Genomic DNA, 25,999 nt, shown 5'->3' on the forward strand with positions numbered 1-25,999 from the left:
TGGCTCGTCCGGCTGCGGCCAACCGAGACTCGCGTCGCCAACCCGCCGCTGCTGCGGCTGCGGGCGGCGTGAAAATGAATTTTTCAGGGACGACTCCTTGTGCTGCTATGTTGCGTGTGAAAAATGGTGTGGCGATCAGTCTGTGATTCTGGTTTGGCGATGGTCATCCAGAAGCGACGGCTGCGCGAGGGACAGGCACCCGTACTTACCAACGTGCATGACCGTCGCCCCGCTGGTTTCCTCGCCGGCGCTGCCCATGCTGGTGGGCTTCTTGAATTTCACGTCATGCTGGATACGAACCTGGGATGTGCCCTGGATGCGCTCGATCTTGAACTTGATCTGCACTTCGCCCACCTTGCCGTGATCGACGGCTGCGGCGGCTGTTTCGCTCAAGGCTTGGGACAGGATGCGCTCGAACATCCCGCCGTCAAGGTCGGTGATGAATTCGGGTACATCGGTGGCGGCTGATGCCGGGCGGTTGACTTCTTTCATGGGGGCTACTTTGTGGTCGGTTAAGATGGTGAATGGTTAAGCAATAGCGGCAGTGCATCGGATGTGATTGATTGGCGGTCAGGTCGCCGCCGTCACGCGGGCGCTCAGGTGCTCGATCAGCGTCTCGATCATGCGGACGATCTCGTCGCGCTTGACCGGCCAGCCGATGCACAGCACCCGCAGCCCTTCTTCGTCGATGCGCAGCGGGCTGATGTAGCTGTTGATCTCATCGATGCTCAGGATGTCCGCGCGCTTCGGCTTCGGCGGCGCTGGCGGCACGTCGATCAGGCCATCGAGCACGGGGTTGCTGGAGATGGTCTGGCGCTGCGCCTGCTCGCGCTGCTGCCGCTCTTCCTCAGCGCGGCGGATGCGCTCGCGCTCGGCCTGCTCGCGCATCAGCTGCCGCTCCTGGTGCTCGGCTACCCGCTCGCGGATCACGCCACGGATGGCTTCCTCGTCCAGCGTCTGCGCAAGGCGCGGCGCATCGGGCCACAGCGCGCCGTGCTCGGCCTTCGCGGCTTCCAGCAGCGCGCGGCCCTTGCGGATGCGCTCGGCTAGCATCGCCAGCTCGATCTGCTGCTGCGCCACGGCTTGATCCAGCCGGTCTCGGATGCTGTCGAGTTTCTTGAGGCCCTTGATCGCCTCCGCGAGCGTCGCATGCAGCGTCGCAGGCGGCGGCGGCGCGTAGCTGCCCAGCTCTCCGGCCAGCGCGGCATACGCCTCGCGCACGCGGCCGGCGGCTTGCTGGATCAGCTCGGTGCGCACCTGCTCCTTGCGGGCCTTGACTGCTTTCTCCAGCGCCAGCCGCGCCTGCCGGATGGTCTCGGCCACTTCGTCGGCGGTGCGCAGCACCACTTCCACGTCGGCCATTTGCGCGATGGCCTGCTCCTTCGCGGCCTTGATCCGGGCCTCGGCCTCGCTGCACGCCTTGGCCGCAGCCTCGGCGTCGGCGAAGTCCTGGTCGGTGGCAAGCTCGGCGGCCTTTGGGAAGCGGGCCAGGAACGCATCGGCTCCTGCACGGAAGGCGTCCAGGTTGGAGGCCAGCACGCGGCCCTCAACCCGCAGCACCAGCGCGCCGAAGCCAGGCACCGGCTTGGCCTGCACCGGCTCCGGTGCGGGCCGGAAGTTGGTCATGTCCGGGTCGTTCAGGTCGCGCTGGAACTGCTTCCAGCCTTCGATCAGCGCCTTGCGCCGGGCCGGGTCGCTGCGGTAGGTGCGCATGGCATACGGGCCTTGGCCGGTGCTGGCCCAGTAATGCACTTCCTCGGCTCCGCTGACCAGCAGCTGGTGCTCCATCTGCCAGACGTGATCCATGGGCGGCAGGTCGGTTTCGATGAGCGCCCTGTTGATGCGCTCGCTCATCAGCTTGTGCTCCCATGCGATGCGGCCGTCCATCGTCAGGCCGTCGAGGCTAGCCAGCAACGGCAGGCCCTCGATCTCGGCGGTCATCGTGGCAGGGTAGAGCTCTTCGCCGATGATCGTCTCGGCGATGGGCCGCGCGGCGGCCTCGGCTTCGTGGCCGCGCTCGAACAGACGCTGGCGAGCGGCGTCCGGCTCCTCGGCGATGCCGCTGGCCTTGCGTCGCAGCAGGGCGGAGCGCGTCTCGTAGGGGCTGCACCCCATCATGGCGGCTGCCTCGCTCGCGGTGAAGTAGCGGGCGCGCAGCGCGTGCCACTCGGCGCTGCCCTGGGCGACGTTGTGGATGGTGGGCATGTCTGGCCTACTTACTCGGTGACTTCGGTGGTGTCCACGTCCACGACGGCGCAGTCGCGGATGGCCTTGATCTGGGCATCTGTGAGGGTGGCGCGCGACGTGACCATGGCGATGATGTCGTCGGCGGTCTTGCGGCCGGACTCGATCAGCGCACGCCATTTCGGGAAGAATTCGCTGAACTTGTCGGCCGGGTAGGGCTCAAGCGCCGGTCTGTCTGGCTGCGCTGGCTTGACTTTGACGATCTCGCCCGTCTGCGCGTCGATGGCTTCGACGAGTCGCTCGGCCTCGTCGTGGTCGTAGATGCCGGTAAACCCGAACGCCAGGCGAGCGCACTGGATCATGGCCTTGTGGCGCAACATGCGGCGCGGCCACTTTTCCCATGGCTCTGTGTTGCGCTTGCATTCGGCCTTGTACTCGGTGACCTTGATCGGGCGGCTTCTGTCCTTGCGGTAAATGATGCAGGTGCAGGATTCGTCGTCCTGCTCAAATTCCATCCCGTCGAATTGCGGGTGGCTGTTGATGATCCTGCTCCAGCCGTCCACCCCGACCACGGGGACGATGCCGTTGTTCTTGTCTGGGTAGGCGTGGATCTCCTTGGTCCAAGGATTCAGGCCGTACTGGTTGGCGACGACCATCAGGGCGATCATCTGTGCATCCGACACCTGCCCCTTGAAGGCGGTGACCTTGAGCGTGTCGATCAGGTCGGCGCCGTCGCCCATGTTGAGGCGGGCGGCCAGCTTCTGCGTGAGGGTTGCGAGGGCGGTACTCATGTGGGGCTCCTTTGCTTGTTCAAGCAGCCAGCAGTGCGAGTGCTGCGGCCAGCAGTGCGAGTGCTGCGGCCAGGACAAATCCGTTGCCGCTGCGGCGCGGCTCGCAGCCGGCCAGCAGCGCCTCTTGCAGGCGGCAGGCGTCGCGGTCGTGGTAGGGCCGCTGCAGCGGCTGCCACGCGCAGCCGATGGAGACCTTGCCGGTGTGGTAGGGCGGCACGGTGCGCGCCGGGCGGGGCAGGGTTGGGCGGGATACCCCGTGCTCAGCAGACCTCATCTGTGTTTCCCCTTTCATTTCAAGCGGGTTGACCTGACCCGGCCGCTGCGCGCCGGCCGGGCTTGTTGCCGTGTCAGTAGTCATTCGGCCCGTCGTAGTCCTCGACTTCGAAGTCGATGCGCTGCAGTAGCGCGTCTCGTGCCGGGTCGGCCATGGCTAGAAGGGCGTGATCCGGCATCTCGACAATGCCGGTGATCTCCACCAGCTCGAGCTGGTTGGTGCGCTCGCACCAGGCGTCATCCAAGAAGATGCCGACCACTTCGTTCGGCACGCCGCCGCGCACCGTATAGCGCATCAGGGCGCTGATCGGCCCCAGCTCGATGAGCGCCTCGTACAAGCCGTTGCGCGGCTCGTACTGGACGTAGTACTCGTCCAACTGGCGATCCAGAAACCTGTCATACGCCCCGTGCTCGTACTCGCACATCACAGCCACCCCCCGATCCACATGGCCGCCAGCGCCAGGGCCGCCGCGTAGCAGCCCCAGGTCACGAGCCGGTCTTCCTTGCAGTCCATCGCGTTGCTCCTTCTTGCGTTGCGATGGCGTGATTATCTACAGATGTCGATAGTAATGTCAACAAACGTAGATATAGGGAAAACCCTAACCGTCGCCTTCCTGCAACACCGGCCCGCTGGCGCAGGCAACAAAAAACCCGCCTCGGCGGGCGGGTGGTGGCGCGGGCCTGAGGCGGGCTCAGGTCGGCAGCGGCAGCTCAATCTGGGCTGTGCCTTGGCGGTGTTCCTGCACGCGCACGATGGTGTACTCCGTGCGCAGACCTTGCGCCGTCTGCCACTGCGTCACGCGGGTTTCGGCCAGCAGGATGTCGCCCTTGGCAAAGCGCACCAGGTTGCGGTCCACGCGGTCGAGGAAATCGCGGTCGGCCATGGTCACGAAGACGGCGTTTTGCCCATCGTGCAAGCGCCACTTGTTGTCCTCGCGGAAGGACAGGCTGACGATGGAAAAGGCGATCGTGCGCACCTCCTCCATCAGCAGCACATCCTCGGGCGGCGGCGCGTGGAACCACGGTGCCTGCGCGCGCTCGATGATGACGCCGATGCGATCGTCGTCGCCCAGCGCCAGCCGCTCGATGCCCTCACGCTCGATGGGCTCCACCACTTTGGCTAGTGCCTCGCGCACCGCCCGGCGCTGAAACAGCATGATCACGCGCTCTTCCACCACGGTGCATTCGCCGTCCTCCACCGTCAGGCGGCGGCCTTCGGGCACCGTTTCCACGCGCGTGATGCGACGCCCGCGCAGCCACTGGATCAGCCCGATCAGGCCGGTCCCGCCAATGCCGATGACCTCCAGAATGGTCTTGGCATTGGCCACCGCCGTGGCCCCATCCCCAGAAAGCCACGCCATGAGCTGCTGCGCCAGCTGGGCCGAGACCGACAGATCAATGCCGAAGCTGCCGGTGCGGAAGCTCGCCCGCACGTCCACCCGCACGCGCACCGACTCGCCAAAGAGCGTGCGCCCCGACTCCTCGCACAGGTCGCCCAGCGCGAGCAAGGCCGGCGCCAGGTCGCGCACGTCCATGGTGTGCGCCTGCAGCGCCGGGCCGTCGTAGGTGATGCGGAAGGTGCTCATGAGGCACCATCATAAGGCTGCAGACGGCAGAAAAACCCGCCTCGGCGGGCGGGTGCGGCATGTCGCTCAGGGAGTGGTCAGCCGATCAGCGTGTGCTTGTACACGTCGCGCTTGAACACGCTGTCGTAGTAGCGGGAGGTGAGCACGCGCAGCTTGGCTGGCTGCGCAATGGTGAGCTGCTGGGCTTGCTTGATCAGCTTCAGCGGGAAGCGCACGCGGCGCTTCTCGTCGCCGATGCACAGCGTGATAGACCCAACATCCGACAGCGCGGCCACCACGCCTTCGAGCGTCTCTTCGTAAACCTCCGGCTCCTGCGTAGTCTCGATGAGACGGCGCACGCGGTCGATTTCATCCGTCGTGCCGCGCCACGACAGCCACGGCAGCAGGTCACGCTGGCACGACATCTCCAGCGTCATGCCGTAGCCGGACGTCTCCTTGAGCAGATCATCGATGCAGCGCGCGGCCTGGCCGCCGATGGCATCGGCCGCATCGTAGAAGTCGTCGCCCTTGGCGTTGAGGAAGCGGAAAACCTGCGTGGCGGTGGCCTCGAAGAGGTTGACGCCTGTCAGGTCGGCCCGGCTGTCGCCAAGGACCAGCACCCGCGTGGAGCCGTGCTCCAGTCCGGCGAATTCCAGCCCAAGCAGGTCGCGCACGGACTGCACCGGCTGGCGAGCCGTCTCGCCGGTGTGCAGACGGTGTGCGGCGTGCGCCATGCCGCGCTCGAAGGGATCCACAGCATCCAGCAACGCGCGCAGAGGAAGCCGCCCATTGGCGCGCTCACCCATGAAGCGAAGCTCGATGAGCTCTCCAGCACGCGCGCGCTGCTCGATGATGCGCTCGTCTTCGGCTTCTTCCACATATTGCCCATACACAGACGCGAAGAAGCTGGCAGCCTGGTCTTGCGGGCTGTTTTCGGCGCGCTGGCGCTGCCGCGCGTGGCGCGCAGCGTAGAAGTCCAACTTGTCTTGCGCCGTCTTCATAGGATGATCACCGCGTAGCCCTTGGCTGATCCTTGCCGGTCTGCGCTGAACCATCGGTGCCAGTAGTCGCGCTCTTCCGCGTCATCCCAGCGCCCGATGTAGAGGTCTGCACCATAACGCTGCCGCAGATTCTTGCGCAGTTTGAGGGCCTGCAGCGCATGATACTGCGATTGGGTGCAGTTGCGCACGTCTTCATCCGATAGCCACAGCACGGCGTCCCAGTCGGCTGGCTCCGGCTTGGGCGAGACGAACGAGCCGTCGATCCACAGCTCCTGCCCATGCAGGCCGATGCCGTGCAGGTGACCGATGAAGGCGGCCACGGCTTCGAACAGCCTTTCGCGCCTGCTGGAGCAGCCCGGCCACGTCACCAGCCTTTGCAGGGCGGCCAGACTGAGTGTTGTTGATCCAAGCGGCAGTGTTGGGATGCTCGATACCGTCATTTGTTTTTGACTGGCTGCTTCATGACTCCGGCGACATCAAACGATTCGGCCATCTGCGCCGCTTTGGTCACGCGCGCTGCAAGCGCTTTATCTTCGGTGGTGAGGTTCGGCCCGCGCGGGTCGAAGCTACTCAGCAGCTCCGCCAGCCGCTGCCGGTAGGCCGGTGCGTCATGGTCCACCAGCAGCGCCAGCAGCGTGCGCAGCTCGTCGCGGTGCGGGCACATGGCGATGGCGTCCAGCACGACGGGCAGGGCGGCGTGGATGGCTGCTGAGAGTGCCTGGTTGACAGGTGATGTCGCAATTTTTCTGTCTGCAGCAATCCACGCCAAGACTTCATCTTCAGTGTCTTGCAGCAACTCTGGCGGAACCTCAAGCGCCTTCGCGATTTGGAGCGTGAACTGCGAGCGAACGCTATCGCGTACCTCTAGAGCGCTGATGGCGCGGTGATCCCCTATCCCAGCCTTCTTGGCTAGGTCAACTTGGCTGAGACCACGTGCCTCGCGCAGGAGGCGAATGTTGCGACCGAGCGCCATGGACACATGTTTACATATGTTGATTCGTCACATGTTGACAGGCGCCATCAACAGGTGTAGATTTCGTGGCATGTGTGACCAAGATGCGCTCATCCTGCAACGTGCTGTGGACAAGGCCGGGAGTGTCGCGGCGCTGGCTAGGTGCATCGGCGCTAAGACCGGAACGGTTTTCATGTGGCGGTACCGAAAGTCACTTCCAGATGGCTGGAGGGCCTATCTGGCTGAGAAAGTCGATGACCCAAACTGGCCGCACCCGGATGGCCGCCCGTGCATCGACGTGGCGGCCAAGGAGGCGGCCTAGGATGAAAGCGGCAACCGTCTTTCGCGTCAGCGGCATCGAGCGCGGCGGTGCCGATGCGGCTGCCTTTGCAGCCTTGCTCAGTGAGGCGGCACGCCGCGGCCTGCCGCCGTCGCAAGCTCTTGCGCGATTGCGAGCCTGGCTTGCTGAGCGGCGCTCAACCCGGCCTGCACCGTCCACGACCGGCCCGCGAGGTCGCCGCGCATGAGCTTGAGCATGAAGTCCGCCAGAAACAGGGTGGCCAGCTCGCGCGTTGGCGGCGGCAGCCCTTTGTCCCAGTCTGGGCTGCCAAGCGCCCAGGCTTGCAGCGCTGCCTGCGCCGCAGCCTCGTACCTGATGGCGTCCGCCGGCAGTCGCGCCTGCTGCCAGTCGATCCCGTCTTCCTGCGCGGCCATGAACAGCCCGCGGGCAACGTCTTGCGGCGTGATGGTGGCGGTTTCGCCCATGCGGCCTCCTGGAATGCGTCTGCGGCAAGGCCATTCTAGGGGCCGCATGGGCTCCATCCGGCACGGGCGCCCGTGCATGGCAACGGAGGCCGCCTGATGCCTTGGCGCTGCTCACGGCTTGCCCCTTGCCGCGTCAATGGCGCGCTGCGCCTCCTTGGCCGCCAGCGCTTCGGTCAGCCGCAGCGCCCGGCCTTCACGCCCGCGCACCACGGCAAAGCCGCGCTGCAGCGCGTGCCGCTGCGTGGTCACGGCCACGGGCTCCACGTCCCCAAACACCTCAAAGCACACCACGCACCGCGATGGATCAAGGGCCAGCGCGTACACGCTCAGACGCATGTCCATGCGCGCCTCCTGTTGGCTGATTGGATGTGAAGGAGATGGCCGTGCCCGACAGGACAGAAGTCCGCCTTGAACTGGACCCGGAGGACCTGCGCGTGCTGGACGGCTACGTCAACGCCACCGGCAAGACGCGCACCGACGTCATCCGTCAGCTCATCCGGGAGTGGGCAGATCGCAAGCTCCATGAGGCCATCGTGATCTGCCGCGTCGCCGGGGTCAATCCGGCCGCGCCGGATGCGGCCCGGAGGGTGTTGCCGTGACGGGAAAGAAAAAGCCCCAGTTCCGAGTCGACGGAATGGGGCGTTCCTTCGTGCAAAGGAGTAAGCCGTAATGCTATCCATGACTGGCACTTCTGTCAACCTGCGGCCGTTCGAGTTCGAGGGGCGCACTGTGCGCGTGGTCACGGACGACCATGGCGAGCCGTGGTTCGTCGCGGCCGACGTGTGCGCCGTGCTCGACATCAGCGACGTCAAGCAGGCCGTCGAGCGCCTGGACGACGACGAAAGGGGGGGGTGCAATGTACCCACCCCCGGCGGCGTGCAGACGGTCAGGGCGGTCAACGAGCCTGGCCTGTACAGCCTGATCCTGACCAGCCGCAAGCCTGAAGCCAAGCGCTTCAAGCGCTGGGTCACGCACGAGGTGCTGCCCGCCATCCGCAAGACTGGCCGCTACGAGCACGCGCCGCAGTTCGCCATCCCGCAGACGCTGCCCGAGGCGCTGCGGCTGGCCGCTGACCTGGCCGAGCAGAAGCAGGCGCTGGAGGCAGAACTGGCCGTGGCGCAGCCCAAGGCGCTGGCGCTGGAGCGCATCAGCGCAGCCGACGGCTCGGTGTGCATCACCAACGCGGCCAAGGACCTGGGCATCCAGCCCAAGCGCCTGTTCGCGTGGCTGTCGGAAAACCTCTGGATCTACCGCCGCGCCGGCGGCAGCGGCTGGGTCGCGTACCAGCACCGCATTCAGTCCGGCCTGCTGGAGCACAAGGTCACCACCGTCGAGAAGAGCGACGGCACGGCCAAGATGGTCGAGCAGGTCCTCGTCACCCCCAAGGGCCTGGCGCGTCTGGCGCAGGTCTTCAGCAGCGCCAAGGAGGACGCATGAAGTATTTCCAGCTCAACATCGGCGACTACGCGCAGGCGACGGCTCACCTGACGTGGCTCGAAGAGGCGGCCTACTGGCGGCTGCTGCGGCGCTACTACGCGGATGAGCGCGCGCTGCCCGCCGACATCCAGGCCGTGCAGCGCATGGTGGGTGCCAGGACGCGCTGGGAAAAGCAGGCCGTGGAGACGGTGCTGCGCGAGTTCTTCACCCTTGAGGATGACGGCTGGCATCACAAGCGATGCGATGCTGAGATTGAGCGCTACCGGGCCAAGCAGGAAAAGGCTCGCGCCAGCGTCAGCAAGCGCTGGGGCGCACGCGCAGACGGCAAGCCGGCATCTGGCAACAGCGAGTCAACTTGCGATCTGACTCACAGTCAGAACGCAAGCCGACTTGAGTCAGAATCGCGCAAGTCGTTGATTTCTCAAGACCAAGGCGATACGAACGTATCGCAAACGCAATACCAACCAATAACCAATAACCAAGAACCAAGAACCAATATTGTTGGTACTCCAACATCCCTTCTTACGGAGGGAGGAGGGGGTGTGGGGGAGGGCGCGCATCGCGCTCAACGCGCGACGCGCTCACAGCGCGGAACGCAGGCAGCCGTCGAACCGCCGACCGACGTCGAGCCGCAGGTCTGGTCAGACTGGCTGGCCGTGCGCAAGGCAAAGCGCGCAGGCCCTGTCACGCAGACGGTGATGGCAGCCCTGCGAAGGGAGGCCGACAAGGCTGGCATCACGCTGCAGGAAGCGGTCGCCGCCTGCTGCGAGGCCGGCTGGCAGGGCTTCAAGGCCGAGTGGTACGACCGCCGCTGCAGGCCGTCGCCTCTGGCCGAGGGCGTTCTGCACCGCCCGCTTGCTGCCCATCCGTACCGCAGCGGCTTCAAGTCCGCCCGCCAGTCGCTCATCGAAGGCGCCGCAGCCGCCATCTTCGAGGACGCCACCCATGTCTGAGGCCATCGCCGACATCATCGACCGCGCCCAGCCTGCCGCGCGTCAGCAGGCCGAGCCAGCCTCCATCAGCCCGGTCATCAAGCAGCTGTTCCAGCTTCTGCACGGCGCCTACGGCGGCGCGTTCATCGCCAAATTCGCCACCGGCGAAAAGGACGCCGCCGGCAAGGATCGCGGCATCCGCTCGGCGATGATCGTCTGGCAGTCTGCGCTGGCCAAGTACCCGGCCGAGGTCATCGAGGCGGCCGCGCAGCGCGCCACCGAACAGCACCCGGACTTCCCCCCGCACCTGCCGCAGTTCGAGGCCTTGTGCAAGGCCGCTGCGCCGCGCAAGACCTACGCCGAGCAGCACGGGCTGCCGCCTTCCAAGGCTCTGCCCAAGCCTGCTGAGGCCGCCCTTCGCAACCCTGCCGGCTTCGAGCCGAAAAACGACGGCCGCGACTGGGCGCGCCGCATCCTGGCCCGCAAGGCCGCCGGCGAGACCATCAATGGCTGCGCGCTGCGCATGGCGCGGGAGGCGATGGAGGCCGCGCATCGATGAGCTGTCAAGCCTGCCATCGCGCCCGCACCAGCCCGCACAAGGGCGGCGCCTACCGCATCGGATGCCCCTACTGCATGGCGCGCCTGATCGCCAGCGCGCGCCCGGTCAAGCGGCTGCAGGAAGGCCACATCGCCGCCTGCCAGCGCCAGCTCGGCGACGAGTGGACGCGCCTGTGGCCGCGGGTGCAGCAGCTTCTGCGCGACAACCGTCTGGTCGAGGAGGCCGATGTCTGAGCGCCTGACCTTCCGCCTGTGGGAGCCGGTGCAGGCGCACGCGGTGCTCACGCACCACGTCTGGCCGCGCATCAAGGAGCGCCTCATGGCCGGCCAGCGCCTGCAGCTGGAGCTGCGTCAGGAAACCCGCAGCAACGAGCAGAACGCGCTGCTGCACGCGCTGATCGGCGAGATCGCCGAGCAGGCCGAGTGGGCCGGAAGGAAGTGGGAGCCGGAAGTCTGGAAGCGGCTGATGGTGGCCGCCTGGACGCGCACGCGCGGCGAGCATGTGACGGTGCTGCCCGCTCTGGACGGCCACGGCGTGGACATGGTGCCGGTGCGAACAAGCCGCCTGAGCCGCGCGGAGTGCGCCGAACTGATCGACTTCGTGCAGGCGTGGGCCGCCGAGCACGGCATCGCCACCGGCCAGCACGGCGTCATCGAGGAGGCCGCATGAACAACCGCCTCACAGCCGCCGAGCGCCGCCACCTGGAGCGCATCAAGGCGCTTCCGTGCAGCGTCTGCGGCCAGCCAGGGCCGAGCGAGGCGCACCACATCCGCCAGGGCCTGCAGTGGGTGTGCGTGGCACTGTGCGCCGACTGCCATCGCGGCCAGGTGCTCGGCCTGCACGGGCAAAGGCGCGCCTGGGCCATCCGCAAGATGGACGAGATCGACGCCCTCAACACAACCATCCGGAGACTGACTGAGACATGGGGAGCATGAGCCGGGAAAAAGGCAAGCGCGGCGAGCGCGAGGTCGCCGCCATCATCAGCGACCTGCTGGGGGTAAGCGCCAGCCGCCGCGTGCGCCAGCACGATGGCGACAGCGACATCCTGGGGGTGCCGGGCTGGTCGATCGAGGTCAAGCGCTGGAGCCTGCTGGTGCCGCACGAGGTCAACCGCGCCTGGGCGCAGGCGGTGGCGCAAGCCCAGCGCGATGGCGGCATTCCGGCGCTGTTCTTCCGCGCCAACTACCATCCGTGGCGCGTGATGTGGCCGATCTCCGTGCTGCTGACGATGCAGTCGGCCGACATGTGGACCGATCCGCTGTGGGCCGCCACCACCAGCCCCGAAGGCTGGGCCGCCGCCGTGCGCGAGTGCTGGATGCATGAACGCGTTCAGGCCGACGCCACGCATCCGCCGCAGCCAGCATGCGGGCTGCTCAAAGTTGAGGAACCTGCGTGATGGAGCCAATCCCGGCGTCTGAGTGGGAGCGTTACAACCGTGGTGCGCTCGACATGATCGTACATAAAGTCGGCAAGATCGATGTGCTCGTGGAGGCCACGCGAAAGCTGGAAGAGCAGCACTCGCGACTTGAGTTGTCTATCACCAAGATGGCCGACGCGGTGACGAAGCTGACCGTGATCGAAGAGCGCCAGACGCAGGACCGCAAAGAAATGGCCGAGATGCGGTCCATGCTGGCCGAGATGTCACGCAAGCATGACACCAGCATAGAGCGCGTCATGCAGGCCGTCGAGCGGCTGGATGATCGTGTGGATGCGCTTGAAAAAGCCGAGCCGATGAACGCGCAGGCCAGGCGCTGGATGTTCGGCGCGCTTGGCCTGCTGGCGACGATCTTCATCTACGCGCTGGCCAACATCCTGGGGCTCAAGGGATGAAGCTCACCGCGCGTCAGTGGGGTGGCATCGGGGCGACCGCCGCGCCGGTGGCCGCGCTGGCTGGCTTCGAAGGGTACCGTGAGCGCAGCTACGACGATGGCGTCGGCGTGCAGACGGTGGGCTTTGGCACGACTCGCCACGCGGACGGGCGGCCGGTGCAAAAGGGCGACCGGACGGACCCTGTACGGGCTGTGGTGGCTTTGCAGGCGGACGCGGACCGCCATGCGCGGGAGCTGGCGGCCTGCATTGGTGACGTGCCGCTGACGCGCGGCGAGTGGGACGCGTATGTGTCCTGGACATACAACGTCGGCACGGGCGCCGCGTGCCGCTCGACGTTGGTGCGCAAGCTGCGGCAGTCCCCGCCGGATTACGCAGGCGCCTGCGCCGAGTTGCTGAAGTGGACCCGCGCCGGTGGGCGCGAAATGCCGGGCCTTGTCAAGCGCCGCCAAGCCGAGTACCGCATGTGCATGGGGGAGCAGCCGTGACCCCGTGGCCGCTCATCATCGCCGCCGCCTGCACCGCTTTCGGCGCAGCCGCAGGCTACCGCTACGCGCAGGCCAAGGGGCAGGCGGCGCTGGCCGCGTGCGAACAGGCGCGGACCGAAGACTCGGCAGCCGCAGCAGCAGCCACGGCCGCGCTGATGAAGCGCGCCGAAGACGCTGAAGGCCGGGCCGCCCGCAGCCTGGCCGAAGCCCGCGCATCCGTCAACCGTCGAATCCAGGAGGCCAAACGTGAAGCTTACGAACTGGCTGGCAGCGGCTGCGGCGTCTCTGGCGCTCTCCGGCTGCGCCTCAACGCCGCCATCGGTGACGTGCCCGCGGGTGCCGGCCATGCTGCTGGAGCCGATGCCAGCGCTGCCGCCGATTCCGCCAGCGAGCGCGAAGTAGCGCAGTGGGTGCTGGATGCCGTGCAGCGCTACGAGGAGTGCCGCGCGCGCATCGAAGCCATTCGGCAGTGGGATGCCGCCACGCACGGGGAGGAGCGCTGATGCCGCGTCTGTCTGCAGACCAGTGGGAGACGATCCGCGCCGAGCGCGAGGCCGGGGCGAGCTTTCCTGAGCTGGCCGACAAGTACGGCGTCAGCCACCAGGCCATCCAGAAACGCGCCAAGGCCGAAGGCTGGGGCGACGGCACGGACGTCGCCGGCGCGATCCGGCGCAAAGTTGCAGAAAAAGTTGCAGGCGTGGTTGCAGCCTGCAACCAGAAAAAGAAGGCCGAAGCCATCGACGCGGCCGCCGAGCGCGGCGCGGAGGTGGTGCGCAGGCACCAGGCCGAGTGGGAGGATCACCGCGCGCGCTTCGGCAGCGTGCCGGCCGACTTCGAGGACGGCAAGCTCGCCAAGATCAGCGCCGAGATGCTGCGCATCCGCCAGGAAGGCGAGCGCCGCGCCTGGGGGCTGGATGAGGCCGCCGGGCAGCCGGCCATCGTCATCGAGCGCAGCTACGGCGGGGGTCGTGCGGCATGAGCCGCCTAGCCGCGCATGGCCTGCTGCGCCGCCTGGGCCAGAAAGCCCGAGCGCGTCATGCCGCGCGCGCGCGCGTACTCGTCCACGCGCGCCAGCAGGCGGCGCGGCAGGGTGATGTTGATCTTCTCGGCCTTGCCGTCAAAGCGGGCCGTGTCCACCTCCACCAGCGCCCACACGCCGCCAGCGTAGTCTGGGTTGCTCACGTGCTCGGAAAGCGGAGACGGCTGCGGAACTTCGCCGCCGTCTTCGGTGAGGCCCTCCAGGTGCAGTTCGATGGCCTCCACGACGTTTTGCAACGCCTGCTCCAGCGTGTCGCCTGCCGAGAAGCAGCCCGGAAGGTCCGGCACCGTCACGCCGTAGCGCACGCCGTCGTCGGTGTGCAGCACCACGGGGTACTTCATCGCGTCGTCCTCCATCACTTCCAGCCGGCCTGCCGCTTGATGCTGGCCAGCGTGCCTTTCGGGATATCGCCGTCAGGGTGCTTGACGGTCACCAAGCCCGGCTTGTCCGGGTGTTTGAACTGGTGGTGCGAGCCTTTCACCCGGACCAGCACCCAGCCATCGGCCTGCAGACGCTTGATGACCTCCTTGCTGTTCATGGTGGGTATTGTACCCACTAACACCAGTCAGTCAACACCATACCCACAAACCTGCCCCGCATGACGCGCATCCTCATCCCCCCCATCGCCCTGCACGGCGGCCAGCAGCGCATCATGGAAAGCCCGGCGCGCTACAAGGTCATCGCCGCCGGGCGGCGCTTTGGCAAGACGCTGCTGGCGGTGGAGTGGCTGGCGCTCATGGACGGCGGCGCCATCGACGGCGCATCGGTGGCGTTCTTTTCCCCGACCTACAAGCTGCTGGCCGACGTGTGGGCGGACTTCGAGCGCACGCTGCGGCCCGTCACCCGCAAGGCCAACCGGACCGAGCAGCGCATCGAGCTCATCACCGGCGGCAAGATCGACTTCTGGACGCTCGAAGACCCCGACGCCGGGCGCGGGCGCAAGTACCACCGCCTCGTGATCGACGAGGCCGCTCACGCCCGCTATCTCAAGGAGGCTTGGGAGCGGGCCATCAGCCCGACGCTGACCGACTACCAAGGGGCAGCCTGGTTCATCAGCACGCCCAACGGCCTGAACTACTTCTACGAGCTCTTCCAGCGAGGACTCGCCCCGGCCTATCCGGACTGGGAGAGCTTTCACATGCCCAGCACCGCCAACCCGCACCTGCGTCCCGAGGAGATCGAGACCAAGCAGCGCGAGCTGCCCGAGCTGGTGTTCCGGCAGGAGTACCTGGCCGAGTTCGTCACCTTCGGTGGCGGCCTCATCAAGCCCGAGATGCTGGTCATGGGCGAGTGCCAGCCGCATCTGCGCCCGGTGCTGGGGGTGGACCTCGCGATTTCCGAGCGCGACGGCGCGGACTACACGGCCATCGTCGCGATGGCGCGCGACCCTGACACTGGCATCGTGTACATCAAGGAAGTCGAGCGCTTCCGCGCGGGCTTTCATGAGGTGCTCACGCGCATCAAGGCCGCAGCCGCGCGGCACAACCCGTCCATCGTCGCCATCGAGCAGACGCAGTTCCAGGCCGCCGTGGTGCAGGAGCTGGCCCGTACCACGACGCTACCGGTTCGCGGCGTGCGGCCCGACCGCGATAAAGTGACGCGCTTTGCGCCGCTGCTCACGCGCTTTGAGCAGCGCCTGGTGCGGCTCGACCCGTCCGGATGCCCGGCAGCCTTCCGAGATGAGTTGCTAGCCTTCCCGGACAGCGCCAACGACGACATGGTGGACGCGGCGAGCTACGCCTTTGCGGCGCTGGGCATGGGGCAGGGCGGCTACGTGGCCGCAGGCGGGAGGGTGTTCCGATGACGCAGCGGGTGGCGGGCCTGACGATGCTGGCCGAGTACATCGGCGATGAAGCAACCGAGAAGCTGCGCGCGGCCTTCGGCGGCTGCCAGGTCAAGGTGCCCAAGACGCGCGCGGGCTCGTGGTGGCAGAGGCTGGTGGAGACGCTGGGCGAGCGCGACGCGGCCGATTTCTGCGAGGCCTTCGGCGGCGAGACGGTCTACATCCCGCGCAACGCTGGCGAAGAGCGCGACGCCATCCGCCGGCAGGTGCGCGACATGCTGGCGGCCGGGATGACGTACCTCGAGATCGCGCGCACGCTGACATGGACGGTTCGCTACACCGAGCGCGGGCTGCGCAAGATGATGGAAGCCCGCTGCGCTGCGGCGGCGCGGCGCGCGGATGATCCGCGGCAGATGAGCCTGCTGCCGCACGATGCGCTGCGAGACGCCATGTTCTTTTCGGCGGAACGCGTTCCTGCCGACGCGCGGCTCACCGCGGCTCACCATGCCGGCCATGGCGATATCTGACCGCATCAAGGGCGACGCCCTGCCAGCCTTCGGCTCATCCAGCGCCATCGAGCGCATGCTCGCGCGCTTTGGCTGGCTGGCTGGCGGCGACTACGACGATCTGCTGCAGCAAATCGGAATCGGCCGCACGAAGCTGCGCGCGCTGCTGGCGGACGACGAGATCAGCGCGGCGGTGGAGACGCGCCGCCATGCCTGCATCAACACGCCGTGGCGCGTGGAGCATCCGCAATCGCGCGCGCGGGCGTTCTTGACCGAGGCGCTGGAGCCGCACGCGCACGCCATCATGACGGCTGCGTGGGACGCGGTGCTGTTTGGCTACGCGGTGCAGGAAGTTGTGCTGCAGGAGCAGGGCGGGCGCATCGGCATCGCGCAAACCGTCGCCTGCCCGTTCGAGTGGTTCGCCGTCAAGCCGGACGGGACGCTCTGGTGGCGCGACGATCAGAAGCCAGCCGAAGGCGGCTTCATCCTCGCGGTGCACGAGCCGAGCCTGCGCAAGCCGATGGGCGAGGCGCTGCTGGCCAAGGCCTACTGGCCGTGGTTCTTCCGCACGCACGGCTGGCGTATGTGGGCCAAGTTCCTGGAGCAGGCGGCCGTGCCGCTCATGTACGGCACCACCGATGCCGCCGACAAGCAGCCATTGCTGGATCTGCTGCGCACGCTCTCCAGCGGGCCGGTCGCGGTCATCAACAACACCGACACGCTAAAGGCGCTGGACCAGCCCGGCAACAGCCCGAACAAGTTCGCCGAGTTCGAGACCGCCATCTGCCGGCGCATCCAGCGATTGATCCTTGGGCAGACGCTGACCAGCGGCACGGATGGCGGCAGCGGCAACCGGGCTTTGGGCGAGGTGCACGAGCGCGTGCGCGACGAGAAGCGCCGCGCCGATGTGCGGCTGGTCACCCGCGCCCTGCAGCAGGTGGCCGACATCCTGGCCGACGTCAACGGTCTGCCGCGCGGCACCATCGTGCTGGAAGACCAGCACGGGCTGGAAATGGAGCGCGCCCAGCGCGACGAAATCCTGGTCAAGGCCGGCATGCTGCGGTTCACGCGCGCATACCTGGAGGAGAAATACGGCCTGGAGTCGGACGATTTCGAGGAGCTGCCAGCCGCCGAGGCCGCTGCGATTGCCGACGTGGGCGCAGGCGGCATCGGGCGCGCCAGCCAGCCATCCGAGACGGCCGCCAGCCTCGTGACGCTGGCCGACAAGCGAGCCGACAGCACCAAGCCAGACCGTCGCCGCTTCACCGCCGCGCAGCAGGCCGTCGAGGACGAGATCGAGCGCACGCTCGTCAACCTCGGCGGCGGGCCGATCGCGCCGGGCGCCATCGCCAGCGCCATCCGCGCGGCCAAAGACCCGGAAGACCTGATGGAGCGCCTGGCGGTCGTCCTGGCCGACGCCGACGACCGCACCTTCCGCCAGACGCTGGAGCGCGCGATGTTCGCCGCCGAGATCATGGGCTACGCGGCCGCCCAGCGCGAGGCACTGAGCGATGGCGTGAAAAATGGCTGATGATGCCGACATGACCGACGCGCATCTGGAGCGCGAGATGGCGGCCATGATCGAGCGCGTGCGCGTCAAGCCGCGCGAGGCTGGGCCATACACCGGCTACTGCTACTGGTGCGGCTGCCGTGTGAAAAGCCCGCGCCGCTGGTGCGACGCCGAGTGCCGCGACGAATGGGAGCGCCAGCAGCGGCGCGGAGCGTGACGCATGGCCGTCAGAATCGACTTCGATGCAGATTTTGATGAGCAGGCCGCCCAGGCGCGCGCGCAGCGCGTCATGCTGCCCAATGACTTCTACCGCCTGCCAGCCGAAAAGCGCGCGCAGGCCTTCACCGTCTCAGGCCTTGCAAGGCTCGATCAGGTGCAGGCCGTGGCCGACGCGCTGGCGAAGTTCCAGGCCGACGGCGGCACGTTCGATGACTTCCGCAAGTGGGCCGCCGGACAGGACTGGAGCCTGCCGCGCCACCGGCTGGAGACGATCTACCGCAACGCGGTGCAGGCGGCCTACATGGCCGGGCACTGGCGGCGCTTCGATGAGGTCAAGGACGACCTGCCCTATCTGATGTACGACGCCATCAACGACAGCCGCGTGCGCCCGTCGCACCTGGCGATGGATGGCGTGATCCGGCCGGTGAATGACCCGCTGTGGAAGCGCTGGACGCCGCCCTGCGGCCACCGCTGCCGCTGCACGCTGCGGCAGGTCTCGGCGCGCGAGGCGCAGCGCAGGGGCGGCGTGACGCAGAGCATCCCGGCCGAGGCTGTGCCGGATGAGGGGTGGGGCGGCGATCCGAGGCGGTGGGGGGAAAGGCTCAACAAGCTGCGCGATGAGAGGCTATCCGTCTGCAAGCGGCAGAGCCTGGCCGGCAAGCGTCAAGCCCCGTCCGTCGGATGCGTGCCGCCGGCCTACGGCTGGCTGTCCGGCCTGAATGCGCAAGTCCCCAAGCCAAGGCTGGCATCGCTGGATTTCTGGGGCGAGCGGCCAAGCTTGGCGCAAATCGGCGTGGTCCCGGTGGTCGAGATCACGGGCAACGAGTTCGGGGCCAATCTCGCCTACATGCAACTGGCGCGCGCGGCCAATGCACACTTGCGCGCGCTGCAGGCCGAAAGCGGCCTGCCCAACGAGGATACGGGTTGGCTGCTCAGGATCAACAAGCGCTCGCGCAAGAAAATGGGCGACAACGCCGACCAGAGCGCCGATGAGCTGCGCGCGTTGGCCGCTTTGGAGCAGCTGGCGCTGACGGCGGTCGTCGGCGAGCGGCACGAAGACGAGCGGCACCGCAACCCAGATGTTGTAGCCGTGCTCAGGATGTGGGCGGCGCTGATGATCGGCGACCGCCTGTTCCGTGTGCAGCTGACGGTCAAAGACTATGGAGACCCGCGCCTGCTGCACGCCTTGGCTGCCGTGCAAATAGAAAGCGCCCCGCCGGGGATCTTACCGTCCTACTCCGCCCCACAAGGGGTTCAGACAGCCCAGCCGACCACGGGGCGCTTCGTCAGTATACGGGAATTGCTGCGCGGCGCCAAGCTGCAAGACGGGCGCGACTACGCATTGCGCTGAGCTGCGGCAGCAAGCCAGATGCGCCGCGACGCGATCGCTGCCGACGAACCCGTTCACGCCGACAAACCGGCACCCGCTCGCCACCATCGGCGAGCATGGATGCATACCAACGCCTGCACACCCTGACGTTTGCCGTCCGGCCCGCCGAAAAGCCGACCGAGGACGGCCCGCTGCGCTTCGAGGGCGTGGCCTACTCCGGCGGCGTGGTGCCGGCCTACGGCTGGCACGGCGACGTGGTGATCGACCTCGCTGGCCTGAAGAACGCCGACGGCGAGGAGCTGCCGGTGCTGGTCGATCACCAGGCCAGCGTCGGCGCCATCGCGGGCAAGGGGCGCATCTATCGCTTCCGCCAGCCTGACGGCGCTCAGGGCCTGCGCATCGAAGGCGAGGTGCTCTCGGCCACCGACGCCGGCCGGCAGATCGCGGCGCTCTTGCAGGCCGACTTCCCGCTGCAGATGTCGGTGGGCATGAATGCCAACTTCCGCGAGGTCACCGAGCCGCTCGTGGTCAACGGCCGCGAAGTGCGCGTCTCGGGCGTCTTCGAGCAGCCGCACATCCGTGAAGTGTCTTTCGTGCCGGTTGGCGCGGACCCGGCCACGTCGGCCGCGGCGCTGCGCTTTGCCTTCGACCCCGTTTCTCAACCAAGCCCCGCAAAGGAGCAAGCCACCATGTCTCGCACTGCCGAAGACGAAGCCCTGATTGCAGGGCTGCAAGAGCAGGTCAAGAACCTGCAGGCCGAGCTGGAGCGCGCGCGCACGGAGCGCCGCGTCGAAAGCCTCTCGGCCCTGTTTGAAGAGGTGGGCCGCGACGCGCCGCAAGGCGACGCGATCAAGCCATACCTGGAGATGAGCGACGCGGCCTTCGCCGCGTTCGCCGCCGACCTGCGGGCGGTGGCCAAGCGGCCGCAGGCCAACCCGGCGCTGTTTTCGTCGCAGGCGCTCAGCCGCGCCGCCTCGACGGTCCAGGATGAGCCGCAAGACCGCCTCAAGGCGCTGCTGGCCGCTGTGGATCGCGTCAGCGCCAGCGCGCAGACCGTGAACAACATCTGATAGGAGCATCGCCATGCCGACCATGACCAAGACCATCGGTGACTTCCTGAAGTACGAAGCCCCGCACGGCTACAGCCGCGAAGATGTGACTGTGGCCTCCGGCCAGACGCTGGTGCCGGGCCAGGTGGTTGGCCGCATCACGGCCAGCGGCAAGATCGCCGCCTTCAACCCAGCCGCCTCCGACGGCACGCAAAACGCCGTTGGCATCGCCTTCGACGCCGTGGATGCCACCAGCGGCGACAAGCCCGGCGTGATCATCGCGCGCCACGCCATCGTGGTGGACCGCGACAACCTCGTTTTCGCCGGCAGCCCCACCAACGCGCAAAAGGATGCGGCGGTGGCGCAACTGAAAGCGCTGGGCATCCTGGCCCGCAAGACTGTCTGACCTGGAGGGCAACATGAACATCAATGATTTCACCGTCGGCGAGCTGACCGCTGCCATCAACAAAATCCCGCGCCGCTGGGGCCGCATCGGCGAACTGGGCATCTTCAGCAGCCGCCCGCTGGCTACGCGCGACGTGGTGATCGAAGAGCAGTCCTCAGGTCTGGCACTGCTGCCCGATCACGAGTGGGGCGGCGAAGGCACCAAGGCGGGCGCCTCCACCCGCCGCACGCTGTCCTTCCGCATCAAGCAGACGGTGCACGAGGACTTCCTGCACCCGTCTGACGTGATGGGCATCCGCGCGTTCGGACAGGACGCCGGCATGTCTTCCGTGAACGACGGTATCGCGCTGAAGCTGCAGCGCATGCGCGCCAAGCACGACCAGACGCTTGAGTGGAAGCGCTTCAGCGCCATCAAGGGCGTGGTGACGGATGGCGCCGGGACCGTGCTCTACGACCTATATCAGCACTTTGGAGTGACGCAAGCCAGCGTCGATTTCACGCTCGGCACCAGCACCACGAACATTCGCGCCAAGTGTGAGGCCGTTGTCAACCAGATTGAAGACAACCTCATGGGCGACACGATGACCGGCGTGCGCGTGTTCGTCTCGCCCGAGTTCTGGCACAAGCTGGTGGCGCATCCGGCCGTGGTGGACTACATCAAGAACACCCCCAGCGCCCGCGCGTTCATGCAGTCCTCTTTCAACGAGATCGAGGTCTTCGGCGTGGTGTTCGAGCAGTACCGCGCCAGCGTCAACGGCCAGCGCTTCATCGCCGCCAACGAAGGCCATGCGATCCCTGTTGGCACGACCGACACGTTCGCCACCTACTTCGCCCCGGCGGACTTCAACGAGACCGTCAACACCGTGGCGTTGCCGTTCTACGCCAAGACCTGGCCGCAGGAAGGCGACCGCGGCTACGTGCTGCACACGCAGAGCAACAGCCTGCCGCTGTGCCACCAGCCGGCCGCGCTGGTCAAGGTCTTCACCAGCAACTGATGGGAGCCGTCATGCGTGTGCTGATCCTGCAGCAGGCGGTTCTGGCCGGGCAGATGCTCGCCCCCGGCGTCGTGGTCGATGTGGACGACGCTACTGCCGCCTGGCTGATCGAGGCGGGAGCCGCGCAGGCGCTGGATCAGCCTGCGCCTGAGTCGCAGCCGCGCAAGCGCGCCAAGACGCAGGAGTGACGCGCCATGCCGATCCTCACCAGAGCGGAGCTGGAAGCGCGCATCGGCTCGGACGACATCGTGCGTCTGGCCGACCGCGACGCTCCGGCTGGCGAGGATGCGGGCGCGGTGCAGGCTGCGATCGACGACGCCGAGCACGAGGTGCTGGCCTACGTGCGCAAGGCAACGTCCGCGCCGATCCCTGATCCGGCCCCGCCGGCGCTCAAGCGCCTGGTGGCCGTGATCGCGCGCTACAACCTGTGGCGGCGCGACGTGCCGGTGGAGCACCCGGCCTATGTCGCCTACAAGGACGCCATCCGCGAGCTGCAGGCGATTGCCGCAGGCCAGGTGGCGCTGCCGTTCGATGATGGCGGATCGCCTGTGGTGAGCCTGGGCGCTGGCATCGGCTGGGCGCCGCCGCGCGTCATGACGGACGCTGCACTGGCGGGGATGGGGCCATGATCACCGTCACCCTCGACGACCGGGCGCTGAAGGTCGCCATCGATGGGCTGCAGGGGCGCATCGCCAACATGCGCCCGGCGCTGGCGGCGGCCGCGCAGGTGCTGCGCGAGGCGGCCATGCAGGCGTTCGACGAGAGCCGCTCGCCTGACGGCAAGGCATGGCCGCGCCTGAAGCCCGCCAGCATCGTCTCGCGCGCGCGGCGGCACTCGCCCAAGGGCTACGTCAAGAACCGCGCACGCACGCTGGCGCGCTTTGCCGACGCCAAGCCGCTGCTGGACACCGGCCAGCTGCGCAACAGCATCCAGGTGTACAGCGTCACCGACACCGAGGCCGTGGTCGGCACCAAGCTGCCGCACGCGGCCATTCACCAGTTCGGGGGCCGGGCCGGGCGCGGGCGGCGCGTCAGCATCCCGGCGCGGCCATTCCTTGGGCTGTCTGAGCAGGCCAAGAGCGAGATCGAGGACATCATCCGCCGCCACGTCGCAGGCGGTGTGGGGGGCGCGTGATGCCAATCCTCGCCGCCCTCGCCTCCCTCAAAGACCGCATCGCCGCGGCCGTGCCGGGCGCGGCCGTGGTGGCCGTGCACGCCGAAGACCTCTCCGGACGCAAGGTTAGCGAGTGGCTCATCAAGCTGCCCGGCATCTACGTCACCTGCGAAGGCGTGGATGTCAAGGCCCGCGAGGCCACGCTGCGCTTGCGCGTCTACGTGCTGGCGCGGCTCGCTGACCTGCGCCGGGTGCCCGCCGAGGCGGGCTGGGCGATGGCCGAGGTGGCGCTGGCGGTGGTGGCCGCCGACCCGCTGGTGACCGATGCGCGCCTCATCTACCGCGACGAGGCGGGGCTGGATCAGCCCGGCATCGGCCTGTGGGAGATCGAGGCCAGTCGGCGCTACGAGCTTGCGCCCGTCGATCCGGCGGCGCTGCCATCGTGCCTGCTGCACCAGCGCTACGAGGCGCTGTATTCGAGCTGGGCGCCGTGGATCGGCGCGGCCCACGAGCCCAAATACGAACGTGTTCAGGGCGACGCGCCCAGCGTGGGCGAGCAGGATATCGGCGAGCTGCTGCCATGACTACCACGCCTGACACCCTCACGCTGGAGGCCGCCGACTGGGGCCGCGGCGGCGCGGTGCGGCTTGGCACCGTGACCGAGTTCGACGCGCAGCGCTGCCGCGCGCGGGTGCGCATCGCGGGCGACGGCGAGACGTCCGTGCGCACCGGATGGCTGCCGTGGGCCACGTGGTCGGCCGGCCACCTGCGCGTGTGGCAGGCGCCGGCCATCGGCGAGCAGTGCCTGGTGCTGGCGCCATCGGGCGACATGGCGCAGGCGGTGGCGCTGCCAGCGGTGTTTCAGCAGCAGCGGCCTGGCTTTGCCGCGCCGTCAGACAAGCCGGAGCACACGCTTCTGGCCTGGGACGATGGCGGCTACATCCGCTACGAGCGCGACACGCACCGGCTGATCCTGCACGCATCCTGCGTGGTGCGCATCGAAGGCGACCTGCTGGTCACCGGCGATGTGTATGCCGGAGGCGTGAGCTTGCGCAAGCATCGGCACACTGGCGTGCGCCGCGGCGATAGCACAAGCGACGGCCCGACGGGCGGGGAGGCGCCGGCATGTCAGTGATCGACCTGTCGCGCCTGCCCGCGCCTGCCGTCGTCGAGACGCTGGACTTCGAGGCCATCCTCTCGGCCCTGAAGGCCGATCTCATCGCGCGCGCGCCTGAGCTCGCGCCGGTGCTGGCGCTGGAGTCCGAGCCGCTGGTGAAGCTGCTCGAGGTGGCGGCGTGGCGCGAGATGGTGTTGCGCCAGCGGGTCAACGACGCAACCAAGGCCGTGATGCTGCCCTGGGCCGTGGGCGCCGACCTCGACAACCTGGCCGCCCGCTACGACCTTGCCCGCCTGCCGGGCGAGGATGATGAGCGGTTCCGCCGCCGCGTGCTCATCGGCTACCACGCGCTGTCGGCGGCTGGCAGCCGCCAGAGTTGGATGCTGCGCGCGCTGTCGGTCTCGACCGACATCCGTCAGGTGGACGTGTGGGCCGACCGCCCTGGGCGCGTCAAGGTCTGCCTGCTGGCGCGCGTAGCCGCGCAGGCCGCCGCCATGACCGAGGCGCAGGCGGCCATCGGCGAGGCGCTCTTTGGCCGCCACCCGCAGCACGACGCAGCCACGCCCATGCGCTGGCGCGCGGCGACGGCAGCGGACGCCATCGTCGCGCAGGTGGCCGCCGCGCTGCTCGCGGAGGACGTGCGCCCGCTGTCGGTGGAGGTGGACGTGACGACCGCCACCGTCAAGCCGGTGCAGGTGGTCGCGACGCTCGTGCACCCGCCAGGGCCGGATGGCGCACTGCTGGCCGCGCAGGCGCGCGCGCGGCTCATGGCGCTGGCCGCGCAGATGCGCTTGCGCGTGGATCTGACGCGCGCGCAGATCGTGGCCGCGCTCATGGTCGAGGGCCTGCGCGATGTGATCCTGACGCAGCCGACGGCGGATGTGTCCGTGGGGCAAGGCGAGATCGCCGCCATCACCGACGTGGCGATCAGCACGGAGGCGCGCCATGACTGAGCGCGCCGATCTCCTGCCGCTGGCCGCCACCGGGACCGAGCGCGCCATCAGCCGAGCCATCGGCCCCTGGACGCCGGGCGCAAACATCATCCACACGCTGGCCGATCCGGCCCGCATCCCGGCTGCGCTCCTGCCGCACCTGGGCGCGGGCGAAGACCTGCCGCCCGTGCGGCCGGCGGATGAGGCCTCTCGCCGCGCGCTGATCCAGGCCAGCCCGCGCCTGCATGCGCTCATCGGCACCCCGAAGGGGCTGCGCGAGCTCGCCAGGCTGGCTGGCGCGCACATCGCCCGGCTGGAGATGCCGCCCGCGAAAACCTTCCTCGGCTTCTGGGACGAGGCGAGCCGCCGCCAGTGGCTGGATGCACACCCGCAGATGCGCATTCGATCGGCACGCCAGCGCGCTCCATCAGAGGGCTTTGCGCTGGGCAGCGCCTACATACGCGACCCCAGCGAGCCTCCCGTGCGCACGGCGGCGATGGCGCGCGCCGCCATCAGGGCCGAGATCGTATGGCCGGATGGCCGCGTCGAGCCTTTGACGACGCATGGCTGGTCCACTATCGACGACGATGGCACCGGCACCATCGATCTGTCCAGGCGCGCGGTGGCCGTTGGACTGGTGCTCAGCGATCCGCTGGCGGGTGTGATCAGCCGGGCCGACGCGAGCGCGCGTTACTGGCGCATCGCGCGGGTGTCGTACCGCGAGCGCCGGCATCTTTTGCTGATGCGCCAGATGTCGCCATCGCTCAAGCCGCTGACGCCAGATGCCGAGCCAGTGGCCGAGCGTGCCGCCCGCGTGCATGCATCCTGCCTGGGCGCCCCGATTACACACACGGCGCGGTCGGACGCGCAATCCAGAATTTATACACGTATCCGCCTGCACGATCCGCAGGTTGCTGCGCGGCCCAAGCATGGCCCCACTTACATCGGCTTTGCGCGCCTGACCAGCCCGCCTTTTGTAGCCATCGCGCATGTCCGCATGCCTGCGCGGCGGCTGCCCATGGCCATCGCCTCCACGGCGATGCGCGCGCCACTTTCCAGCGGCGACGCAAACCGGCGCATCGCGCCAGTGCTCGACGCCATGGACTGGTCCAGGGCGACTCACGACAAGATCCTCGTGCGCTCGCGCTTGCACGCTACCGCACGTGCTTCACGCATCTACATGGCCGGCCGCGTGCTGGCCGGACAGACCATCCCCAGGAGCTGAT

40 protein-coding genes are annotated in these 25,999 nt (G+C 67.9%); 27 read left to right on the forward strand and 13 right to left on the reverse strand.

Features of this window, described 5'->3' with window-relative positions; all coding sequences use genetic code 11:
• Positions 1-135: 135 nt before the first annotated feature.
• From EDC36_RS12265 to EDC36_RS12315, 11 genes are all read right to left on the reverse strand, one after another.
• Complete coding sequence (locus tag EDC36_RS12265; RefSeq protein ID WP_132963556.1) at positions 136-492, reverse strand: hypothetical protein; 357 nt, start codon at positions 490-492, stop codon at positions 136-138.
• Between the two features lie 78 nt (positions 493-570).
• Positions 571-2,205 (reverse strand): lambda-exonuclease family protein, encoded by a 1,635-nt coding sequence (locus EDC36_RS12270; protein WP_132963557.1) that lies wholly within the window; start codon positions 2,203-2,205, stop codon positions 571-573.
• 11 nt (positions 2,206-2,216) lie between these two features.
• Positions 2,217-2,975, reverse strand: a complete 759-nt coding sequence (gene bet, locus EDC36_RS12275; protein ID WP_132963558.1) for a phage recombination protein Bet — start codon at positions 2,973-2,975, stop codon at positions 2,217-2,219.
• Positions 2,976-2,994: 19 nt separating this feature from the next.
• A complete protein-coding gene (locus EDC36_RS12280; RefSeq protein ID WP_132963559.1) occupies positions 2,995-3,249 on the reverse strand; it encodes a hypothetical protein in 255 nt (84 codons plus the stop codon).
• A gap of 73 nt (positions 3,250-3,322) precedes the next feature.
• Positions 3,323-3,625 carry a hypothetical protein gene (locus tag EDC36_RS12285; RefSeq protein WP_132963560.1) on the reverse strand — a complete coding sequence of 101 codons (303 nt, stop codon included), beginning with the start codon at positions 3,623-3,625 and terminating at the stop codon, positions 3,323-3,325.
• A 315-nt stretch (positions 3,626-3,940) separates the two neighbouring features.
• Positions 3,941-4,834, reverse strand: coding sequence for an LAPAL motif-containing putative phage structural protein (locus EDC36_RS12290; protein WP_132963561.1), 894 nt, complete (start codon positions 4,832-4,834; stop codon positions 3,941-3,943).
• Positions 4,835-4,911: 77 nt separating this feature from the next.
• Positions 4,912-5,814 carry a hypothetical protein gene (locus EDC36_RS12295; protein WP_132963562.1) on the reverse strand — a complete coding sequence of 301 codons (903 nt, stop codon included), beginning with the start codon at positions 5,812-5,814 and terminating at the stop codon, positions 4,912-4,914.
• The gene (locus EDC36_RS12300) at positions 5,811-6,254 is read right to left on the reverse strand and encodes a DUF6932 family protein (RefSeq protein WP_132963563.1); all 444 of its coding nucleotides are present in this window, start codon (positions 6,252-6,254) and stop codon (positions 5,811-5,813) included. The genes EDC36_RS12295 and EDC36_RS12300 overlap by 4 nt, the downstream gene beginning before the upstream one ends.
• Complete coding sequence (locus tag EDC36_RS12305) at positions 6,251-6,787, reverse strand: helix-turn-helix domain-containing protein (RefSeq protein ID WP_132963564.1); 537 nt, start codon at positions 6,785-6,787, stop codon at positions 6,251-6,253. Before EDC36_RS12305 ends, EDC36_RS12300 begins: the two co-directional genes overlap by 4 nt.
• A 378-nt stretch (positions 6,788-7,165) precedes the next feature.
• Positions 7,166-7,531 (reverse strand): hypothetical protein, encoded by a 366-nt coding sequence (locus EDC36_RS12310; RefSeq protein ID WP_132963565.1) that lies wholly within the window; start codon positions 7,529-7,531, stop codon positions 7,166-7,168.
• Positions 7,532-7,642: 111 nt separating this feature from the next.
• Entirely contained in the window at positions 7,643-7,873 is a 231-nt protein-coding gene (locus tag EDC36_RS12315; RefSeq protein ID WP_132963566.1) for a hypothetical protein, read from the reverse strand.
• 35 nt (positions 7,874-7,908) lie between these two features.
• Here EDC36_RS12315 and EDC36_RS12320 point away from each other — a divergent pair, with 35 nt between their 5' ends.
• From EDC36_RS12320 to EDC36_RS12375, 12 genes are all read left to right on the forward strand, one after another.
• Complete coding sequence (locus EDC36_RS12320) at positions 7,909-8,130, forward strand: ribbon-helix-helix protein, CopG family (RefSeq protein ID WP_132963567.1); 222 nt, start codon at positions 7,909-7,911, stop codon at positions 8,128-8,130.
• Between the two features lie 79 nt (positions 8,131-8,209).
• Positions 8,210-8,968 (forward strand): phage antirepressor KilAC domain-containing protein, encoded by a 759-nt coding sequence (locus EDC36_RS12325; RefSeq protein ID WP_132963568.1) that lies wholly within the window; start codon positions 8,210-8,212, stop codon positions 8,966-8,968.
• Positions 8,965-9,921 carry a YdaU family protein gene (locus EDC36_RS12330; RefSeq protein WP_132963569.1) on the forward strand — a complete coding sequence of 319 codons (957 nt, stop codon included), beginning with the start codon at positions 8,965-8,967 and terminating at the stop codon, positions 9,919-9,921. Before EDC36_RS12325 ends, EDC36_RS12330 begins: the two co-directional genes overlap by 4 nt.
• On the forward strand, positions 9,914-10,459 hold the full coding sequence (locus EDC36_RS12335; protein ID WP_132963570.1) for a hypothetical protein: 546 nt from the start codon (positions 9,914-9,916) through the stop codon (positions 10,457-10,459). The genes EDC36_RS12330 and EDC36_RS12335 overlap by 8 nt, the downstream gene beginning before the upstream one ends.
• Entirely contained in the window at positions 10,456-10,692 is a 237-nt protein-coding gene (locus EDC36_RS12340) for a hypothetical protein (protein WP_132963571.1), read from the forward strand. Before EDC36_RS12335 ends, EDC36_RS12340 begins: the two co-directional genes overlap by 4 nt.
• A complete protein-coding gene (locus tag EDC36_RS12345) occupies positions 10,685-11,128 on the forward strand; it encodes a recombination protein NinB (protein WP_132963572.1) in 444 nt (147 codons plus the stop codon). Before EDC36_RS12340 ends, EDC36_RS12345 begins: the two co-directional genes overlap by 8 nt.
• Positions 11,125-11,394: a hypothetical protein gene (locus EDC36_RS12350; RefSeq protein WP_132963573.1), complete on the forward strand. Its 270-nt coding sequence runs from the start codon at positions 11,125-11,127 to the stop codon at positions 11,392-11,394. Before EDC36_RS12345 ends, EDC36_RS12350 begins: the two co-directional genes overlap by 4 nt.
• Entirely contained in the window at positions 11,391-11,855 is a 465-nt protein-coding gene (locus EDC36_RS12355; RefSeq protein WP_132963574.1) for a putative PDDEXK endonuclease, read from the forward strand. Before EDC36_RS12350 ends, EDC36_RS12355 begins: the two co-directional genes overlap by 4 nt.
• Positions 11,855-12,289, forward strand: coding sequence for a DUF7201 family protein (locus EDC36_RS12360; RefSeq protein WP_132963575.1), 435 nt, complete (start codon positions 11,855-11,857; stop codon positions 12,287-12,289). The genes EDC36_RS12355 and EDC36_RS12360 overlap by 1 nt, the downstream gene beginning before the upstream one ends.
• A complete protein-coding gene (locus tag EDC36_RS12365) occupies positions 12,286-12,774 on the forward strand; it encodes a lysozyme (protein ID WP_132963576.1) in 489 nt (162 codons plus the stop codon). Before EDC36_RS12360 ends, EDC36_RS12365 begins: the two co-directional genes overlap by 4 nt.
• Complete coding sequence (locus EDC36_RS12370; protein WP_132963577.1) at positions 12,771-13,277, forward strand: hypothetical protein; 507 nt, start codon at positions 12,771-12,773, stop codon at positions 13,275-13,277. The genes EDC36_RS12365 and EDC36_RS12370 overlap by 4 nt, the downstream gene beginning before the upstream one ends.
• Positions 13,277-13,753 (forward strand): helix-turn-helix domain-containing protein, encoded by a 477-nt coding sequence (locus tag EDC36_RS12375; protein WP_132963578.1) that lies wholly within the window; start codon positions 13,277-13,279, stop codon positions 13,751-13,753. Before EDC36_RS12370 ends, EDC36_RS12375 begins: the two co-directional genes overlap by 1 nt.
• 5 nt (positions 13,754-13,758) lie before the next feature.
• On the opposite strand, the gene EDC36_RS12380 is transcribed toward EDC36_RS12375, so the two are convergent.
• Together EDC36_RS12380 and EDC36_RS12385 are read right to left on the reverse strand one after the other, a co-directional pair.
• Positions 13,759-14,169, reverse strand: a complete 411-nt coding sequence (locus EDC36_RS12380) for a type II toxin-antitoxin system HicB family antitoxin (RefSeq protein WP_243646587.1) — start codon at positions 14,167-14,169, stop codon at positions 13,759-13,761.
• Positions 14,169-14,351 carry a type II toxin-antitoxin system HicA family toxin gene (locus tag EDC36_RS12385; RefSeq protein WP_132963580.1) on the reverse strand — a complete coding sequence of 61 codons (183 nt, stop codon included), beginning with the start codon at positions 14,349-14,351 and terminating at the stop codon, positions 14,169-14,171. Before EDC36_RS12385 ends, EDC36_RS12380 begins: the two co-directional genes overlap by 1 nt.
• 60 nt (positions 14,352-14,411) lie before the next feature.
• On the opposite strand from EDC36_RS12385, the gene terL reads away from it, so the two are divergent.
• The 15 genes from terL (at position 14,412) to EDC36_RS12455 (ending at position 25,998) form a co-directional block, all read left to right on the forward strand.
• Positions 14,412-15,617 carry a phage terminase large subunit gene (terL, locus tag EDC36_RS12390; protein WP_132963581.1) on the forward strand — a complete coding sequence of 402 codons (1,206 nt, stop codon included), beginning with the start codon at positions 14,412-14,414 and terminating at the stop codon, positions 15,615-15,617.
• Positions 15,614-16,123: a hypothetical protein gene (locus EDC36_RS12395; RefSeq protein ID WP_132963582.1), complete on the forward strand. Its 510-nt coding sequence runs from the start codon at positions 15,614-15,616 to the stop codon at positions 16,121-16,123. Before terL ends, EDC36_RS12395 begins: the two co-directional genes overlap by 4 nt.
• Positions 16,029-17,633 (forward strand): phage portal protein family protein, encoded by a 1,605-nt coding sequence (locus EDC36_RS12400; RefSeq protein ID WP_132963583.1) that lies wholly within the window; start codon positions 16,029-16,031, stop codon positions 17,631-17,633. Before EDC36_RS12395 ends, EDC36_RS12400 begins: the two co-directional genes overlap by 95 nt.
• A 10-nt stretch (positions 17,634-17,643) precedes the next feature.
• Positions 17,644-17,829 carry a hypothetical protein gene (locus tag EDC36_RS12405; protein WP_132963584.1) on the forward strand — a complete coding sequence of 62 codons (186 nt, stop codon included), beginning with the start codon at positions 17,644-17,646 and terminating at the stop codon, positions 17,827-17,829.
• A 3-nt stretch (positions 17,830-17,832) separates the two neighbouring features.
• A complete protein-coding gene (locus EDC36_RS12410) occupies positions 17,833-19,182 on the forward strand; it encodes a phage minor head protein (RefSeq protein WP_132963585.1) in 1,350 nt (449 codons plus the stop codon).
• A gap of 95 nt (positions 19,183-19,277) precedes the next feature.
• The gene (locus EDC36_RS12415; protein ID WP_132963586.1) at positions 19,278-20,231 is read left to right on the forward strand and encodes an HK97 family phage prohead protease; all 954 of its coding nucleotides are present in this window, start codon (positions 19,278-19,280) and stop codon (positions 20,229-20,231) included.
• A gap of 13 nt (positions 20,232-20,244) precedes the next feature.
• A complete protein-coding gene (locus EDC36_RS12420) occupies positions 20,245-20,616 on the forward strand; it encodes a head decoration protein (RefSeq protein WP_132963587.1) in 372 nt (123 codons plus the stop codon).
• 13 nt (positions 20,617-20,629) lie between these two features.
• The gene (locus tag EDC36_RS12425) at positions 20,630-21,610 is read left to right on the forward strand and encodes a major capsid protein (protein ID WP_132963588.1); all 981 of its coding nucleotides are present in this window, start codon (positions 20,630-20,632) and stop codon (positions 21,608-21,610) included.
• An 11-nt stretch (positions 21,611-21,621) separates the two neighbouring features.
• Positions 21,622-21,798 (forward strand): DUF7302 family protein, encoded by a 177-nt coding sequence (locus EDC36_RS13200; RefSeq protein ID WP_165902870.1) that lies wholly within the window; start codon positions 21,622-21,624, stop codon positions 21,796-21,798.
• 6 nt (positions 21,799-21,804) lie between these two features.
• Positions 21,805-22,239, forward strand: coding sequence for a phage protein Gp36 family protein (locus EDC36_RS12430; RefSeq protein ID WP_132963589.1), 435 nt, complete (start codon positions 21,805-21,807; stop codon positions 22,237-22,239).
• Positions 22,236-22,745 carry a phage virion morphogenesis protein gene (locus EDC36_RS12435; RefSeq protein ID WP_132963590.1) on the forward strand — a complete coding sequence of 170 codons (510 nt, stop codon included), beginning with the start codon at positions 22,236-22,238 and terminating at the stop codon, positions 22,743-22,745. The genes EDC36_RS12430 and EDC36_RS12435 overlap by 4 nt, the downstream gene beginning before the upstream one ends.
• Positions 22,745-23,308, forward strand: coding sequence for a hypothetical protein (locus tag EDC36_RS12440; RefSeq protein WP_132963591.1), 564 nt, complete (start codon positions 22,745-22,747; stop codon positions 23,306-23,308). Before EDC36_RS12435 ends, EDC36_RS12440 begins: the two co-directional genes overlap by 1 nt.
• Entirely contained in the window at positions 23,305-23,859 is a 555-nt protein-coding gene (locus tag EDC36_RS12445) for a phage baseplate assembly protein V (RefSeq protein ID WP_132963592.1), read from the forward strand. Before EDC36_RS12440 ends, EDC36_RS12445 begins: the two co-directional genes overlap by 4 nt.
• Positions 23,850-24,794, forward strand: a complete 945-nt coding sequence (locus EDC36_RS12450) for a baseplate assembly protein (RefSeq protein WP_132963593.1) — start codon at positions 23,850-23,852, stop codon at positions 24,792-24,794. The genes EDC36_RS12445 and EDC36_RS12450 overlap by 10 nt, the downstream gene beginning before the upstream one ends.
• Entirely contained in the window at positions 24,787-25,998 is a 1,212-nt protein-coding gene (locus tag EDC36_RS12455; RefSeq protein ID WP_132963594.1) for a phage tail protein, read from the forward strand. The genes EDC36_RS12450 and EDC36_RS12455 overlap by 8 nt, the downstream gene beginning before the upstream one ends.
• The last annotated feature ends 1 nt before the right edge of the window (position 25,999 follow it).

The sequence above is a fragment of the Tepidimonas ignava genome (genome assembly GCF_004342625.1).
In the GTDB taxonomy this organism is placed as follows: Bacteria; Pseudomonadota; Gammaproteobacteria; order Burkholderiales; family Burkholderiaceae_C; genus Tepidimonas; species Tepidimonas ignava.